Source organism: Westiellopsis prolifica IICB1, assembly GCF_004323185.1.
GTDB lineage: Bacteria > Cyanobacteriota > Cyanobacteriia > Cyanobacteriales > Nostocaceae > Pelatocladus > Pelatocladus prolificus_A.
Genome location: NZ_NAPS01000001.1, coordinates 1,824,409 through 1,841,203, shown reverse-complemented (window position 1 = coordinate 1,841,203; position 16,795 = coordinate 1,824,409). Strand labels below are relative to the sequence as shown.

The 16,795-nt window shown below is 39.0% G+C and carries 11 protein-coding genes and 2 pseudogenes; 8 read left to right on the top strand and 5 right to left on the bottom strand.

What is annotated here, in order from left to right:
* The first annotated feature begins 128 nt into the window (after positions 1-128).
* The 3 genes from B4U84_RS07800 to B4U84_RS31130 all read left to right on the top strand — a co-directional run bounded on the left by B4U84_RS07800 (position 129) and on the right by B4U84_RS31130 (position 2,394).
* A complete protein-coding gene (locus B4U84_RS07800; RefSeq protein WP_131116717.1) occupies positions 129-503 on the top strand; it encodes a hypothetical protein in 375 nt (124 codons plus the stop codon).
* 373 nt (positions 504-876) lie between these two features.
* Positions 877-2,157 carry a histidinol dehydrogenase gene (gene hisD / locus B4U84_RS07795; RefSeq protein ID WP_131116714.1) on the top strand — a complete coding sequence of 427 codons (1,281 nt, stop codon included), beginning with the start codon at positions 877-879 and terminating at the stop codon, positions 2,155-2,157.
* A gap of 60 nt (positions 2,158-2,217) precedes the next feature.
* On the top strand, positions 2,218-2,394 hold the full coding sequence (locus tag B4U84_RS31130; protein ID WP_017309014.1) for a hypothetical protein: 177 nt from the start codon (positions 2,218-2,220) through the stop codon (positions 2,392-2,394).
* A 284-nt stretch (positions 2,395-2,678) separates the two neighbouring features.
* On the opposite strand, the gene B4U84_RS07790 is transcribed toward B4U84_RS31130, so the two are convergent.
* A complete protein-coding gene (locus B4U84_RS07790) occupies positions 2,679-3,659 on the bottom strand; it encodes a ferredoxin family protein (RefSeq protein ID WP_131116711.1) in 981 nt (326 codons plus the stop codon).
* A gap of 1,278 nt (positions 3,660-4,937) precedes the next feature.
* On the opposite strand from B4U84_RS07790, the gene B4U84_RS07785 reads away from it, so the two are divergent.
* Genes B4U84_RS07785 through B4U84_RS07775 form a run of 3 tightly spaced genes read left to right on the top strand, consistent with a single transcriptional unit; the run spans position 4,938 to position 7,335 of the window.
* Positions 4,938-5,684 (top strand): Mut7-C RNAse domain-containing protein, encoded by a 747-nt coding sequence (locus B4U84_RS07785; RefSeq protein WP_044452349.1) that lies wholly within the window; start codon positions 4,938-4,940, stop codon positions 5,682-5,684.
* A gap of 52 nt (positions 5,685-5,736) precedes the next feature.
* The gene (locus B4U84_RS07780) at positions 5,737-6,714 is read left to right on the top strand and encodes an ROK family protein (protein WP_131118791.1); all 978 of its coding nucleotides are present in this window, start codon (positions 5,737-5,739) and stop codon (positions 6,712-6,714) included.
* Between the two features lie 51 nt (positions 6,715-6,765).
* Positions 6,766-7,335: a Uma2 family endonuclease gene (locus B4U84_RS07775; RefSeq protein ID WP_131116708.1), complete on the top strand. Its 570-nt coding sequence runs from the start codon at positions 6,766-6,768 to the stop codon at positions 7,333-7,335.
* Positions 7,336-7,660: 325 nt separating this feature from the next.
* Here the strand turns inward: B4U84_RS07775 and B4U84_RS07770 are convergent, their stop codons facing one another.
* Together B4U84_RS07770 and B4U84_RS07765 are read right to left on the bottom strand one after the other, a co-directional pair.
* Positions 7,661-9,304, bottom strand: a complete 1,644-nt coding sequence (locus B4U84_RS07770) for an acetolactate synthase large subunit (protein WP_131116705.1) — start codon at positions 9,302-9,304, stop codon at positions 7,661-7,663.
* Positions 9,305-9,504: 200 nt separating this feature from the next.
* Positions 9,505-10,872: an NAD-dependent succinate-semialdehyde dehydrogenase gene (locus B4U84_RS07765; RefSeq protein WP_044452352.1), complete on the bottom strand. Its 1,368-nt coding sequence runs from the start codon at positions 10,870-10,872 to the stop codon at positions 9,505-9,507.
* A gap of 1,019 nt (positions 10,873-11,891) precedes the next feature.
* Between B4U84_RS07765 and B4U84_RS07760 the strand changes: the two genes are divergently transcribed.
* Positions 11,892-13,397 carry a VanZ family protein gene (locus B4U84_RS07760; RefSeq protein WP_131116702.1) on the top strand — a complete coding sequence of 502 codons (1,506 nt, stop codon included), beginning with the start codon at positions 11,892-11,894 and terminating at the stop codon, positions 13,395-13,397.
* A gap of 138 nt (positions 13,398-13,535) precedes the next feature.
* The gene (locus tag B4U84_RS07755; RefSeq protein ID WP_131116699.1) at positions 13,536-14,987 is read left to right on the top strand and encodes a serine/threonine-protein kinase; all 1,452 of its coding nucleotides are present in this window, start codon (positions 13,536-13,538) and stop codon (positions 14,985-14,987) included.
* A 431-nt stretch (positions 14,988-15,418) separates the two neighbouring features.
* Here B4U84_RS07755 and B4U84_RS07750 read toward each other — a convergent pair.
* Together B4U84_RS07750 and B4U84_RS30435 are read right to left on the bottom strand one after the other, a co-directional pair.
* Positions 15,419-16,471 (bottom strand): annotated as a pseudogene (locus tag B4U84_RS07750) (IS1634 family transposase); the annotation flags it as partial.
* 125 nt (positions 16,472-16,596) lie between these two features.
* Positions 16,597-16,795: pseudogene (locus B4U84_RS30435) on the bottom strand (IS1634 family transposase); the annotation flags it as partial.

Genomic DNA, 16,795 nt, shown 5'->3' with positions numbered 1-16,795 from the left:
GACATCAACCTGTATTGTGAATCCTTAGATCCCCGACTTTTTGAAAAAGTCGGGGATCTAACCACCTTACCGTTATTCTTATTGTTGCAATGGGAACATTAAATATGTAGTTCACTACTTATGCAACAATGTTTATCCAAAATACAACAAGCCGTTTGCGTCCTCAAATTCTTAGTAAAGATATTGACTCATTCCACGGTTTGCAAACTATCGTAAATTACGAAACAACCCGTGCTAATGCTTCTGTTGAAAACTTACAGCAAGCTTATCAGGCAATGCTCACTTTTCAACAAGCCGAAACCGAGAAGTTAATTTTGTACCGTGCTGCTGCTGATAATGCGCGATTAGCAGAATGGGAATTTCACAATGCTGTTTTAGCGATGAAAGAATTTGTGCGGGGACAGTATGGTTCAGATAGTGATGAAGCTCAAGCGGTTGGATTGAAGAAAAAATCAGAGCGTAAGCGTCCCAATCGGAAAAACTCTGTTGAGACTGCAAGTTAAATCAATACCAAATCCCCTTTTGTAGTAGCGTGTCAAGGCTAAAATAGTGCATTAATAAACCGCAGAGGCGCAGAGAACACAGAGATAGAATCAGAGATTTATTGCATCATTTTAGCCTTGACAGTCCAGTAGGGTGTGTTGTCGCGCAACGCAACGCACCATCCGATAGTTTTCGCTGCGTTAGGACGTTCTGTCCATAACGCATCCTACTAAATTCAATCACTACGCTCGGTAAAGAAAGCGACGCATCCAAAATATTGAGAGATTTTGGTGCTAACGCCCAAGGTTTGAAACTTTGTTAAAATACTTAATTCGCGCCTTAAACTAAAATTATCATCCTCCAAAATCACGCACTACTGCCGAGAGACTTACCATGCAGCTACTGAAAACAACTGACAAAGATTTTTCGACTCAATTTCAAGCATTTGTCAACGAACGCAGGGAAGCAACGGTTGATGTCAGTGGTACAGTTAAAGAGATTATTGCTGATGTTAAGGCACGTGGTGATGCCGCAGTCAAAGACTATACTACCCGTTTTGATCGCTACAGCCCTGAGTCTTTTCGTCTGAGTGAGACTTTTATTGCTGACCAAGCAGCGAAATGTCCCCAGGAAGTTAGAACTGCTTTGGAAGTTGCTGCTCAAAGAATAACTGCTTTTCATCAAAAACAGCTGCCACAAAATATTGCCTATACTGATGAAGTCGGCGTCAAACTAGGTTTAAATTGGGTAGCGTTAACAACGGTGGGAATTTACGTACCAGGTGGACGGGCAAGCTATCCCAGTTCTCTACTGATGAATGCCCTACCTGCTAAAATAGCTGGAGTGGAGCGAATTGTGATGACAGTGCCGATGCCTGGTGGTGAAATTAATCCCGCAGTTTTGGCAGCAGCTCAAGTAGCAGATGTAACAGAAATATATAGTATTGGTGGAGCGCAAGCGGTAGCAGCTTTAGCTTATGGTACAGAAAGCCTTGCTCCTGTTGATAAAATTGTCGGGCCTGGTAATGCTTATGTTGCGGAAGCAAAGCGTCAGGTATTTGGTAGAGTCGGCATTGATAGCATCGCTGGCCCATCAGAAATTTTGGTAGTAGCTGATGATCAGAATCATCCAGAATGGATTGCTTGGGATTTGCTGTCACAAGCAGAACATGACCCTAGCGCCCAATCGATTTTGATTACCGATTCCCAAAGTTTTGCCGAATCTGTGACAACAGCAGTTGAGCAAATTCTCAAAACCTTACCTACTCAAGCAGTAGCTGCTAAAAGTTGGGAAAATCATGGCGCGGTGATTATTGTCAGTGATTTAGCAGAAAGTATTAATTTACTGAATCAATTAGCACCAGAGCATGTGGAATTATGCGTAGATGAGCCACAAGAGCTTGCCAAGCAAATTCGCTGTGCTGGTAGCATGTTTCTAGGACGCCACACCCCAGAAGCAATTGGTGATTATGTCGGTGGGCCAAATCACGTGTTACCAACAGCACGTTCAGCGCGTTTTGCTTCTGGATTGAGTGTGTACGATTTTATGAAGCGGATTACTTCTTTGCAGTGCGATGAACAAGCATTACAAACCATCGGAAAAGCAGCAATTAGCCTTGCGGAAGCGGAAGGTTTACCGGCTCATGCAGGTAGTGTAGCGGTAAGATTTGCTTGAAAAGTTAAGTTATTTGTACTATACTTTGGAATTCCTCGCAAACGTGGTGATGTATTAAGTATGAATCAAGCGATCGCTTGCTCAGTAAGTTCAGTGCATCACCCTTTGGAGGTGGCTATGGAAGGGATTTTATTTACTGTCTTGTTAGCTGTTTATTTGGTAACTGTGAAGAAGCAACTCACAGAAAACCAGTCTTCAACCAATGAAGACACAAACGTGATTATTGCTGAAAAATAGTTACTTGACCATTTATTGGTTAAATAATTATTGGTCAAATAACTACGATTTAGCTCAGGGTAAAGCACTTGCGCGACAAACTTCAAAGAAGCGAACAGTATATAGCCGCATCACAAATGTTTTACCCTACCTTCTAGATAAAGTCGCACAACTGTAGCGTTGTATTTTGTAATTGCACTTTCGTGCTAAACATTACTATTACTAATTACCAATTACCAATTACCCGTTACCCGTAGGCGAATATTGTAAGTTTTCAAGCAGACATGATACAAGTGTGCGATCGCTTACGCTGTAACAGTGATAAATTGGGTGGAAGTCAGCCAGAGACTAGCTACAGCATACTTGACAAATACTGACTTTTGATTGGCATTGCAAGAACTTTTCAATTCCACAGTTTTTGTTTCGTCTTTGACTAATCTCGCCTGATAATTATATTGCGAACCATCAGGTTTTTCAAAAATAAGCTCTGCACGAATTGTATTTTTGTCTGCACTTTGGTCAATTATTCTAGCTGCTACTTTATAGTTAAACCAATCCCATCCATAACGAAACATCAGTTCTCTTTCCATAACTTGAATCGAACTTGGCAAAATTCCCCAGCCACGATACACTTTCTGCAAAGATTTAATATCGCCAGTACGAGTCAATATTGATTGAAATAAATCTTGATTAAGATTTCCATAATATCTGGTTTCTGGTAAATCTATGCAAGTTGGTGCAAACCGATGTCCACCAAAATGACTAGATCTCCAAATCCGCACATTATCCAAATTCAAATCAGCAACAGCATTTGTAGCGTGAAAGTGAAAAGGATTGCCGTATCTAGAGCAGCATTTATCATGGCTACCGTGGGTACAGATCAGAATATCACGTGTGGAATTTGTATTTAATTCGTAATTCTCTGAATTTTTACCCAATAAAAATTTCTTGATGACTATTGCTGCTTGCTGGATATTTTCTAATTTGTACTCTCGTTTAGATAAAGCATTAATTAGACCCTCTTGTTGTTGATAAATCAAAAGGGTTGTGCTGTCTGATTTATGAGATAAATGATTAGCAATTAATAGAAACTTTATTGGTAATTTAGCACGTTTTGCTTCCTCTACCAAAGTCCGTAAATTTTCTGGAACCCATCGAGATTGAAAGGCTTCTGAAGCCCAAGGAGTAGGACATTCTATTAATACATAAGTTTGGTGATTGGCTACACAACCAATAATATCTTCTCCTGTTGTGCGGGAATTATCGGAACAAAAGAAAGTGTTCATTGAAGGGTAATGATGAATGTACTAGGGAACAAATAATCTGATTAAAAGAGATGTATTTCTACCTACAATTTCTTTCAATCAACTGCTTGCTAATATGAGCAACTCAAAAATCATGTCCGACTTAGCAAACAAGAGAAAACAGGACTTTTGGCTAGTTCATCGCTTTATCCTGGTAGCCAATATATAACATTATTTCTCGTTAAGGTTTGTGCTGTAAATATTTTTTTCACAAATAGTATCAACATTTTGATTACAAAAAACTCCTTTATTGCAAATATAAATTGTCATTTTTGTTAGTTTTGTCAAGCAGATTTTATTAAGTTGTTTTTGAAATAAAAGTAGCAAAATTTATATGTAATTGGTGTATCTGATAAATGTTGAAATCAACTTAATTATTGATTCAGTTTGATTAATCTACATCTCTACTTTCATTCCATAAATGTTTAAAAATCAATTGATTCACTTATTCAGTAAATACAATTACTGATTTTTCAGTAAAGTGATTGGTCAAGAAATTAACCCAATCTCTAATCTCAATATATTTTATTTTTTGTTCATGTTGCAAATTATTCTCAACTATTTTACAAAAAATAAAATGCAGTATAAAATCAAGCAAATATCAACATTTTTAACCTCAAAAAATATAGTTTAAGGTTAATAAGTATATTAATAATTACTTGTTGACCGAAACACAGCCATAAGAAGTATTTTTACTTAATTCTTTAGTTTGAAATTAATTCAACTGCGAAGCTTCTCCACCTCCTACTACAAACTAGATTATCTTTTACAAACAAGCATCTACATCGAATTTAACTTAGATCAATCTTAGTTGCAAGTATTTACTAATACACCTGACTTTATCTATATTTTGGATGATGCTAGAACACCCTTAAATCAATATTAACATAGGTTCCAGAGTAGGAAAAGCTGATATCATTTATGCTTGCATATCCTAGACTAAAAGATAAATATTATCAATACATAAGCAACTTCATCGGAATTAATAAAGATGAAGAGGTTATAGGTCCCCGACAACTTTTGCGAAGTTGGGGATCTGATACCATTTCACGTTAATCACGATACACATAAATTTTGTCCTAGACGCGATATATCGCGTCTGGAACACCATTTGTATTTGTATCAGGGTTTTAGTGAAATGGTATGAACACCCGCGACTCATCAAAATTAATGCTACAAACCACTAATACTTTGTCGTAGTCTATTTTTATCCATATAAATTAATATGATTTATATAGGAAAGATTAATGATTTGTTGGTATGGCTAGGGCAAATTTCCAGTTTTATGCAGAATTGAACGATTTCTTGCCACCCAACAAACGGCAAGTGAGAATTGAGCATTTTTATGCAGAAAAAGCCTCGATAAAAGACATGATCGAAGCATTGGGTGTTCCCCATCCTGAAGTTGATTGTATTAAAGTTAACGGGGAATCAGTTGATTTTGCTTACATTGTTCAAGATGGAGACACGATTAATGTCTATCCAATTTCCACAGTAGCGCAAACAGCTTGTTTAAGTTTGGTACGACCGAAACCACTAAATACTATTTGCTTTGTGTTGGATATTCATCTTGGCAAATTAGCATCTTCTCTGCGACTATTAGGATTTGATACCTTGTACCAAAATAATTATCATGATCCTGAATTAGCAGAAATCTCCAGCACCCAAAACCGAATTCTGTTAACACGCGACAAAGGTCTTTTGATGCGGAGTGTAGTTACTTATGGTTACTATGTGAGGAATACTGACCCACACCAACAAATTGTTGAAGTATTACGACGTTTTGATTTATTTGATTTAGTATCGCCTTTTAAACGATGTTTGCGTTGCAATGGAATTTTGGAACTTGTAGATAAGCAAGCTGTAATAGATCACTTACCTGACACTGTGGTGTTATACACTGATGAATTTCATCGTTGTCAAAACTGCGCTCAGATATATTGGAAAGGATCACATTATGAGCGATTACAAAGATTTATTGATGGTGTGCTTGATTTGAATGGATGATTATAGAGACGTAGCATTGCTACGTCTTTTATTAACAACAACCAACAAGATTGTGAGTTTAATTTTAGCGCTTGATTTTGGTGGCACTAAGCTAGCAGCAGCGATCGCACATGCTAATTCTCAAGAGTGGTTGAGTTACCAACGCTGTTTATCACCAGCAAATGCTTATGCTAGCACTGATTTGGAGATCATGCGATCGCTTATTCATTCTCTGTTGCAAGAAGTCAAACCAATGGCTATTGGCGTTAGCTTTGGTGGACCTGTGGATGCAAATACAGGTACTATCAGGCTATCACATCATGTCCCAGGCTGGGAAAATGTACCTTTGCAAGAGTTGTTAGCTGATGAATATGGTGTAAGTGTTGGTGTTGATAATGATGCTAATGTGGCAGCGTTGGGTGAATACAGATATGGTGCCGGGGTTGGGTACGATAGTTTATTTTACATTACTGTAAGCACTGGGGTAGGTGGTGGTTGGATACTTAATGGTAAACCTTGGCGGGGTGCAAATGGTATGGCTGGGGAAATTGGACATATGGTAGTAGACCCAGCTGGACCAATATGTTTGTGTGGGAAGCGGGGATGTGTGGAAAGGTTGGCGTCGGGGCCGTATATGGCGTTGGATGTGAGGGAGGTTTTGATGAATGAACCGCAGAGGCGCAGAGGACGCGGAGGAGAGATATTGAGGGGTTTGGTGGAGGGGAATTTGGAGTTAATTACTGGGAAGATTGTGAGTGAAGCGGCGATGCAAGGTGATGAGTTGGCACAGGATATTTTACATCGTTCGGCTTGGGCGTTGGGTGTGGGTATTGGTAATGTGGCAAATTTGATGAATCCGCAACGGTTTGTTTTGGGTGGGAGTGTGACGAAAGCGGGGGAAGGTTTTTGGCGAGTTATTCGTCAGGTAGCGCGGGAAACGGCTTTACCAGAGATTAATTTTGAAGTTGTCCCAGCAGGATTGGGTGATGATGCACCGTTGTGGGGTGCAGTTGCACTTGCTTTGGATACTGTAGAAACAATTGTGCGTTAGGCTAAAGCAATAACACATCTTACAAAAATTTACTAAAAATTTACTCAGAGGATGTCTTTACCATTAACTTATCTAAATCTTGAAGAATATCTCCAACTAGAACAATCTAGCGAAGTTCGCCATGAGTATCTTGGTGGTCAAATCTTTGCTATGTCTGGCGGTAGCAAGGAACATAATACAATTACACTAAATATTGCCAGCAGACTGCGATCGCATTTGCGGGGTGGTTCCTGTAGCGTGTTTATGGCTGATATGAAAGTCAGGATAGAATTAGCGGCTCAAAATAACAATATCTTTTATTATCCTGATGTTGTTGTTACTTGTAATTCCCAAGACCAAGACCGCTATTTTTTGAATTATCCTTGCTTAATTATAGAAGTGCTATCACCAAGTACAGAAGTCACAGACAGACGAGAAAAACTTGTTAATTATCAAAAGTTAGATAGTTTACGGGAATATGTATTAGTTTCCCAAGATGATATGAAAGTAGAAGTTTATCGTAAAAATTTTCAAGGAAATTGGTTACTCGAAATTTTAGGTAAAGATTATGAATTGAGTTTAGATTCGGTTGGTTTCAGCTTGACCATGGCAGAGATTTACGAAGATGTTTTAAGTATTTAGATGTACACAAACAACTACAACAAGAATGCTTAGACCTCTTGCAAAAATATTTTTACCCCACCCCAACCCCCAATACGGTTCGGATAAGACAAATCGATTGGCATTTAAATCCTGTAGAGACGCGATATATCGCGTCTCTACATATCCAAAATTATGACGAAAAATTCTTAACCGAACCGTATTGCCCCAACCCCTCCCCGCTTGCGGGGAGGGGCGGCGAAGCCGGGGAAAGGGAATTATAAGTAATCAAGCGAACCTGATATCATTTATCATTCGTTCTTCACAAATGACAAAGAACAAATGACAAATGACCAATGACTATCAATTAAACCACACAATTCAATTCGCCGGCTTTTTGAGTAAAGCGAATATTTTCTCGATAGTCTACAGGACAATCGATCACTGCTGGTACATCTTGTGCTAAAGCTTCTTTGAGGATGGGAACTAAATCGGTAGCAGCTTCTACTCGATAACCTTTTAATCCCATACTTTCTGCTAATTTGACAAAATCAGGATTGCCAAAATGCACAAAAGATGATCTACCTTTACCAAAGTGATTTTCTTGTTTCCACTCAATTAAGCCATAACCACCATCATTAAAAATCAAAGTCACAAATGCTGTACCAACTCGCAAAGCTGTTTCTAATTCTTGACAATTCATCATAAAGCCGCCGTCGCCAGTTGCGGCGACAACTTTACGATTGGGATAAACTAGTTTAGCTCCGATTGCACCGGGAATCGCAATTCCCATGGCTGCAAATCCGTTGGAAATTAAGCAAGTATTAGGACTATGACAATGATAATGGCGGGCAATCCACATTTTGTGGGCGCCGACATCGGAAATCACGATATCTTCTGGCCCCATTACCTGACGCAAGTCATAAATGATTTTTTGAGGTTTAATTGGAAAACCGTCATCATTGGCATATTGTTCGTAATCTGCACGAATGTTTGATCTTAAACTAATAGCATAAGGATTGGGTTTAGTCTGGCGGTCTGCTACTTTTAAAATCTCATCAAGAGAATCAGAAATATCGCCTACAACTTCTACATTCGGAATGTAACTACTATCTATTTCTGCTGGAGCAGCAGCAATATGAACAATAGGAATTTTGCTATCGGGGTTCCATTTTTTGGGTGAAAATTCAATCAGATCATAGCCAACGGCGATCACCAAATCTGTATTATCAAAGCCACAGTTAATAAAATCTCGCTGTTGTAATCCTACAGACCATAATGCTAAAGGATGAGTATAGGGAATTACTCCTTTACCCATGAATGTGTTAGCAACAGGGATATTTAATTGAGTCGCAAATTGGGTGACAGCGTCGCTGGCTTGAGCGCGAATTGCACCGTTACCAACTAAAATTATTGGGTTATTTGCCTGAGAAATTAAGGCTGATGCTGACCGAATGCTGGCAAAAGAAGCAAAGGTTCTGTCAACATTTTGCTTATATAATGGTTTGCCTTCTACTGGCATGGCAGCAATATTTTCTGGTAAATCAATATGAACTGCCCCTGGTTTTTCACTCTGCGCCAGTTTAAAGGCTTTACGCACCAATTCTGGTGTAATACTAGGTCGGACAATTTGTTTATTCCATTTTGTTACTGGAGCAAACATAGCCACCAAATCTAAATATTGATGGGATTCGATGTGCATTCTATCTGTTCCAACTTGTCCGGTAATTGCTACTAGTGGCGCACCATCGAGGTTAGCATCAGCAACCCCTGTCATTAAATTTGTAGCCCCTGGTCCTAAAGTTGAAAGACACACTCCTGCTTTTCCTGTCAGACGTCCGTAAACATCTGCCATGAATGCTGCACCTTGTTCATGACGAGTAGTAATAAATTGAATCGAGGAGTGTTTTAGGGCTTCCAAAACATGCAGATTTTCTTCGCCAGGGAGTCCGAAAACATATTGCACCCCTTCATTTTCTAAGCACCTTACTAATAACTCTGCCGTATTCATTAAACTTCCTCACTAGCGAAAAATATTTTTGTCATTGGTAGACGCGATGAATCGCGTCTGTACAATTGTCATTGGTTATTAGATTTTTGATGGACTCTACAGATTTTTACGGGAGATTTTACTATCAAAAAAGTACCAAGGTTTAGATTTGTACAAATGACAAATGACTAATAACAAATGACTAATAACAAATGACTAAATCACTTAACCCACACTGTTTTAATGTTGACGAATTCATGTATACCTTGGATTCCCAATTCTCTACCATAACCAGATCGTTTAATTCCACCAAAAGGTAAGCGAGGATCGGACTTAACCATACCATTAATAAATACTGCACCTGCTTCGATTTCATTGATTAAGCGGTGTTGTTCTTGGGAGTTTGTTGTCCAAGCACTTGCACCTAAACCGAAGGGTGTAGCATTTGCTAATTTAATGGCTTCGTCAATATTGGGTATGCGGAATACTAAAGCTACTGGACCAAAAAATTCTTCTTTGGCGATCGCACTATCGGCAGACAGATCTGTAATTATTGTTGGTGGAAAGAAGTTACCAGGACGATCAGCCAAAGACTTTCCGCCAATCAGAACTTTTGCTCCTGCTTTGACACAAGTTTCCACTTGTTGATCTAATTCTTTGAGAATATCAGGAGTGGCTAATGGGCCGACATCAGTATCTGATTGCATAGGATCGCCTACTTTCAGCGCTTGGAATTTTTCTTGCAGTAGCTTTTCAAATTGATCTGCGATCGCTTCTTGAATAATAAAACGTTTCGCAGCAATACAAGATTGCCCGTTATTGAGCATTCTTGCTGTAGTCGCAACTGCAACTGCTGTTTCCAAGTCAGCACTTTCTAACACAATAAATGGATCACTGCCACCCAATTCTAGAACGGTTTTTTTAATTTGTTTACCAGATGCAACAGCAAGTGATATTCCTGCTGGTTCGCTACCTGTTAAGGTAGCAGCTTTTATGCGGTCATCACTCATCAAGTCGCTGATTTTAGCACCAGGTATGAACAAATTTTGAAATACACCTTTGGGAAAACCAGCTTTGTGGATAATTTCCTCAATTGCCAAAGCACATTGTGGCACATTGGAAGCATGTTTGAGTAAACCAACATTACCTGCCATCAGTGCGGGTGCTGCAAAACGAAATACTTGCCAAAAGGGGAAATTCCACGGCATGACTGCGAGAATTATACCTAATGGTTGGTATTTAACAAAGCTTTTACTAGCATCGGTTTCCACGTAGGTTTCAGCGAGAAACTGGGCAGCGTTTTCAGCGTAGTAACGACAAACTAAAGCACATTTTTCGACTTCAGCGATCGCACTTTTGTAAGTTTTGCCCATTTCTAGCGTCATCACCTTGGCAAAATCTGCTTTTTCTTGTTCAAGAATATCAGCAGCTTTTTCCAGCCAGTGCGATCGTTCAGAGAAACTCGTCTGACGGTAATCCTCAAAAGCTCGTTGCGCTAAATCTAGTTTGGCAGCAATTTCAGCATCACTATGCGCTTCAAAGTTTTTGAGTAATTCTTTTGTTGCAGGATTAACTGTGGCGATAGGCATAGCCAACCTCCCTTAGAAAATAATTTTAGTAAGCATTTGACTTCTTGCAGAAGCAGGGTAAGGGGGAAACGTAAAAGCAATAAAAACAAACGTTTTCCCAACGGTAAACCTAAACCGACGTGTTCATTGGTTGGTAAAGCCTTTCCTCTTTACCCTTTGCCCATATCAAAATGCAAAAGTCATTTTTACAAGTCGTCTATTTTAAATGCTTACCCGTGTCTATACTCTCAGCTACCATAAAAATTTTAGACTTTTCAGCAAGACTTGATTGGTAAATGTTAATCTTTCGCAACCTAAGCGCAATAAAATATACAATTACGTAAGTAATTATATTTATTACGTAATATAGTAATCCGATTTTATTCGTGAACCACAAGATCCCCGACTTCTCTAAAGAAAAGATACTGCTGGCGAATTAGGGGTGACACCATTTCACGTTAATCGCGATTAACGTGAAATGGTATTACGCAAGATGTGACCGAAAACCTTATTCTTGCGTAGCGGTAATTCATGAATTACCGCAAATGCGCGTTAATATGTTTTGCGTAAGTCCTGTTTATAAGAGCGTAGGTTGAAAACCCTGTGCCTACCGATCTACTTTTCTTTGTGTCTTTGTGTCTACCCTTACGGATAGGCGCGTAAGCGACTTCTGCAAGTAGCCGCTAGCGCAATACGGTTCGGATAAGACAAATCGATTGGCATTTAAATCCTGTAGAGACGCGATATATCGCGTCTCTACATATCCAAAATTATGACGAAAAATTCTTAACCGAACCGTATTGGCCGCTAGCGCGTCTATGTGTCTTGGTGATTAAAAAATCGACTTTTGAAACACCAAGACGAGCCAGTGCGTTGGAGAGTTTCCCCCCATCCCCACTTAAAGCAGACTTTTGCTATGAGACTGCGATTTCAATCACAGGCTAAAATTTTAAGTAACTATTACGAAATTCAATGGATGTAAAGGGAATATATATTTAGCTAGATAAAATCAGTAAATTGTATAAGTACAATCAGCGGCTATGAAGAAACTTCAGATAATTCGTAACGCTCATTTAGTCGAATTTACTAAAAATTACGCACTTGTCGCGATGAGTATATTAGTAATACTCTTAGCGACACTTTATCCCTTTACATTTTTCTTTCCCAATGATTTTTCTTGGCAAGAACTGATTGGAACTTTTAGTAACGAGACCTCTTTCCAAGACCGAGTAAACAATGTTTTATTGTTTATACCTTTAGGATTCTTCGCTAGCAGTGTTTTACAACGAAAAAGAGTAAAATTAGCACTGGAAATTTTAATAGTTATATTAATAAGTACGGGTTTATCAACGATAGTTGAAGTCTTGCAAGTTTTTTTGCCTGGTAGAACACCTACTTTCATCGATATTATTAATAATAGTATCGGTGGTTTTGTTGGTTGGCTTTGCTTTAATTGGTTTTCTTCTCAGAGCTTTGCCTACACCTTAGCCAGGATAGAGAACAACACAGGTAGGCAGATTAATCAAAGAATAGCTGTGTTTTGCTTGGGATATATATTATTATCATCCCTGAATTTAGTATTTTGGCAAAGTACAACCAATTTAAGTAATTGGAACTTAAATTATCCGCTAACAATTGGAAATGAAATCACAGGGGATAGACCTTGGCAAGGATACGTTTCGGAAGTAAATATGACTGATAAAGCCATGTCAGCTATTGAAGTTGCAGAGATATTTACAGATGAAAATTACTTTGATAAATTTGGAAATTCTCTGTTAGCTGCTTATAAATTAGACAAAAATGGCAAATCTTACTATCGGGATAAAAGTGGGAATTTACCCAAATTATTCTGGCGTGTTCAGCCTTCAGAGGTTCAGGAAAATAAAGGCGCTTTGTTGAGTTCCAGTAATTGGCTAGAAACAGCCGGGTCTGTGAAAAAATTGAATAAAAGAATATCTCATACCTCTGAGTTTACAATCAGCACAGTTGTAGCTACTAGTGACATAAATCAAACTGGGCCTGCTCGAATTGTGTCAATTTCTATTGATCACTTGCGTCGTAATTTTACTTTAGGACAGCAGGGAACAGCTTTAAACTTGCGACTCAGAACACCAATTACTGGAGAAAATGCAAGCGATATACAACTGAATATTCCCAATGTTTTTACAGACAAACAATCACATCATATTATCATTAGTTATTTTCGCTCAACTATTCAAGTATACGTGGATAACTTACAAAACTCTTATTCATTAAATTTGTTAGAATTAATTCCTATAGAAAATAAAATATTTTACTATGCCTTGAATTTTATACCTTTAGGAATTTACTTAGCACTACTTTCTATTTTGGCTAAACATCGGCAAATAATTCATAGGTTATTACTAATTATTGGTATAATTTTACCTTCTTTGATGCTGGAAGCGTTTTTGGTGAGTGCTAACGGAAAAGAAATTAGTTGGAGAAATATATTAATTGGTATATTTTTTACAGCCATAACAGCTTCAATACTTAGAATCAGGGCTGCGATCTTAGTCAAAAAGTAGCTTGATCAAGCGATCGCATTCCCCACAAAATCAGATAATTTGATCTATATACACAAATTTTCCAATTAATCCTGAAGAAACTACTTATGATCAGAAAAGTCTATTGTTGTTAATTTTGCATATGAGTTTAGCCGTAGCATGATTGGCAAATTGCTAGATCGGCGCTATCAGGTGGTTCAGCTACTAGGTCAAGGTGGATTCGGTCATACATATATAGCCGAAGATACTCGCCGTCCTGGAAATCCCTCCTGTGTAGTCAAACACCTCCAACCAGTTACTAGTGATCCAGATTTATTGGAAACAGCTAGACGCTTGTTTAAAAGAGAAGCTGAAACCCTGGAAAAACTAGGTAATCATGACCAAATTCCTCGACTACTTGCTTACTTTGAGGAAGACGAAGAATTTTATCTGGTGCAAGAATTTGTTCCTGGTAATTCCCTATCGATGGAATTGCAACCGGGTGTACAGTGGAGTGAAAACCAAGTCATTCATCTACTGCAAGAAGTTTTACCCATCCTCGAATTTGTCCACAGTCACGAGGTAATTCATCAAGATATCAAGCCTCATAATATAATTCGCCGCAGTTCTGACAATAAGATGGTTTTAGTTGACTTTGGTGCTGTCAAGCAAGTGAAAATGTATTCGCAGATGACACCAGAGCAACTGAAAAATGAGACAATTCCGATTGGGACACCTGGCTATATGCCAAGTGAACAAGCATTAGGTAGACCTTATCCTAATAGTGACGTTTATGCTTTGGGTATGATTGCAATTCAAGCTTTGACAGGGTTGCATCCCAAAAATTTAGGTGAAGAACCTGTAAGTGGGGAAATAATATGGCAGCATCATGCTCAAGTTACTGATGGCTTGGCAGCTATTTTAACCAAAATGGTGCGTCAATACTACAAATACCGTTATCATTCAGCAACCGATGTGCGACAAGCAGTAGATAGCATTACTAATCCCAACACACCAATTGTTGTAGCAGGTGTTGTCAATCAGATGTTAAAAGAGTATTGGCAACAAGGCTATTTGTCTGCTACTAAAGTGATGCGATCGCTCCAAGAATTAGCAAAACCTTGCTACATTCCACCAGATAATACCACAGTTCCCCTATCCCCACCCGAATCAACAGCCACAATTCCACCAACTCTACCACAGGGATCACAGGGACAGAATTTAGTGAAATCTCCCCCTGTTCATCTATTTGGATCACGGGGTAAATTTCAGATGAAACGTCGCCAGTTACCATTATTGATTTTTGGTACTGGTGCTGGCATCATACTTACTTATGGCGTGATGACTACAAGTCGCCCACCACAACCCTCATCCGTAACTGCAAAAAATCAAATCCCAGAAACACAAGAAACAATCAATAAAAATCAAGCTAAAGAAAAAGATAATTGTATTGTTGTTGTTAGCTCATCTAATTTACGTTCATCATCTGGACGCAGGAGAACAGGAAAAGTCGTCAAGGCCGGAACTAAATTGACAGTTACAGGTAGAGAACAAGGTGGATGGATAGAAATTAGTTCCCCTGAATCTGGCTGGATTTGGAAGAGTCGCACGAGAAATATTTGTTCTAAGTAAGTCAGCATGGTCATTGGAGACGCGATAAATCGCGTTATTAGAGGCGCGATAAATCGCGTCTGTACAATGGTTATTACTGTACGTTCGCTCATTTTTAAAGGGTGAGAGGAATTAATGCCTTACTGTTAAAGGAAACAATACGATTTTGGATATCCTAAAAGCATCACCATGTAATACATGGAAAAAGTTGAATCAGCATCACCGTGTAATACAGGGGAAAGAAATCGCGGCTTTGCGTGTATTACACCGATGAAAGAAATGCATTGTGAGACTGTTATCTGAAGTCAGGCTTTTCCATGTAATACATGGAAAAGCAGCAATATTCAAAATTCAATTTCTGGTGTATTACACGAAAAGTGCTAATATTGAAATGGGACTTCAATTCTGTGTATCCTCCTTCAGGAGTGATGCAAGTAATTGAGTAAGAGGAATTATGTCGAGCGCACCACCGAATCTATGTGATAAAGGGATTCAGACATTTTCATTAAATAAAGAATTTGTTTTTGAAGCGCGTTAATTGGTGTAAWGAAGATGGTAGAATCGGGTAAAAAATAAAGAGTTAAATTACAAAAAGCCTTGAGCATCTGTTCAGCAGAGGGGCGAGCAGTTTTTCGCTTTGGATTACCGTCATAAAGACCTRCCAAAGATTGTTGGGTTTGCTCAAGAGCCAGCCGTACTACAAACTCCATTAAAGTAAATACACGCAAAGCTATGTTCAACAAGAACATTAAGCCAGTGATTCGGTCAGTATTTTGAAAGTAAATGGGTAGGGCTGGCAAAGAACCCCTTTTAAAACGGTGAAAACCTCGCTCTAAAAGCCATTCATCCCGATAATACATCACAGCAAGTGGTAAACTCATCTGGCTACTATCGGCATTAGTAACATACAATCGCCACCCTGCCAAAGTTTCTGCCTCCTGAATTGCAGTATCTATCTTCTGGATATGAAGTTGAAGACAAATATCTGTCAATTCCTCAGTGGTCGAGTTTTTTGATGGTCGTCCCCGTCCGAGATGACGAGTTTTTTTAGTGATCTGTTCTGTAATCATGGTTGAGAAAAAATTTTTGACACGATAGCGCTGGAGAATGTTTTCTACTTTATGGGTGAGTAGCTCCCGATCTGAGCCTGGCTTGTTAGCTAAACTTTGGAGAGCGGTTTCAGCAGTCAAGATGCGTTGCTGTTGTCCACGTATCATTGATGCGGCAAGGCTTTGGGAGTAAACTACTAAGTAGCGTTCTAGCCAACGCACCCATTTGTTGGTTTGTTTGTTGAACCAAAACTTACCTAACTCCACTTCAAAACCTTTTCCCACCGCAGGTTCTTCTTCATCTTGTCGCCGTAAACGAATGGGCACAATTTCTGCTGGTGGGTTGAGAACCCATTGCTGAAGATATTGAGGGTGTTGCCCACTCATGGCTACAGGAACGCAGTAAATACCCCTAGAAGCTGCGATTTGAGCGCGAGTTGCAATCGACCCAGCTTTGGGATCTCCAAATAATAAAATGCCCAGCCGTCGCTTTCGCCTAAACGGCGAAAGCGCCTAAATCTTTGGGCTTGGCCAAAATATATTTAATACGGCTGGGCATTTTATTACTTGGAAGTGCCTTTACAATCAGCGATGAAGACAAACTTTTTATGTCCAATCACTTGTGCTATTTTTTGCCAAGTAGGGAAATATAATGGGTCGTCAGCTCCATTACCTTCAAGGGTTGTACTGACTAATGGCATTCCCATTGGGTCGAGGGTTGCCAATAATTGACGGTATTGCAACAAATCTGGGCGTTTGTCCTTGGAATAGCCATAACGT

Bases quoted from the DNA above. Each gene is read 5' to 3' on its own strand.
- B4U84_RS07785 (WP_044452349.1), top strand. From the start codon at position 4,938: ATGGCTAGGGCAAATTTCCAGTTTTATGCAGAATTGAACGATTTCTTG.
- B4U84_RS07790 (WP_131116711.1), bottom strand. From the start codon at position 3,659: ATGAACACTTTCTTTTGTTCCGATAATTCCCGCACAACAGGAGAAGAT.
- B4U84_RS07770 (WP_131116705.1), bottom strand. From the start codon at position 9,304: ATGAATACGGCAGAGTTATTAGTAAGGTGCTTAGAAAATGAAGGGGTG.
- hisD (WP_131116714.1), top strand. From the start codon at position 877: ATGCAGCTACTGAAAACAACTGACAAAGATTTTTCGACTCAATTTCAA.
- B4U84_RS07800 (WP_131116717.1), top strand. From the start codon at position 129: ATGTTTATCCAAAATACAACAAGCCGTTTGCGTCCTCAAATTCTTAGT.
- B4U84_RS07765 (WP_044452352.1), bottom strand. From the start codon at position 10,872: ATGCCTATCGCCACAGTTAATCCTGCAACAAAAGAATTACTCAAAAAC.
- B4U84_RS31130 (WP_017309014.1), top strand. From the start codon at position 2,218: ATGAATCAAGCGATCGCTTGCTCAGTAAGTTCAGTGCATCACCCTTTG.
- B4U84_RS07760 (WP_131116702.1), top strand. From the start codon at position 11,892: ATGAAGAAACTTCAGATAATTCGTAACGCTCATTTAGTCGAATTTACT.
- B4U84_RS07755 (WP_131116699.1), top strand. From the start codon at position 13,536: ATGATTGGCAAATTGCTAGATCGGCGCTATCAGGTGGTTCAGCTACTA.
- B4U84_RS07775 (WP_131116708.1), top strand. From the start codon at position 6,766: ATGTCTTTACCATTAACTTATCTAAATCTTGAAGAATATCTCCAACTA.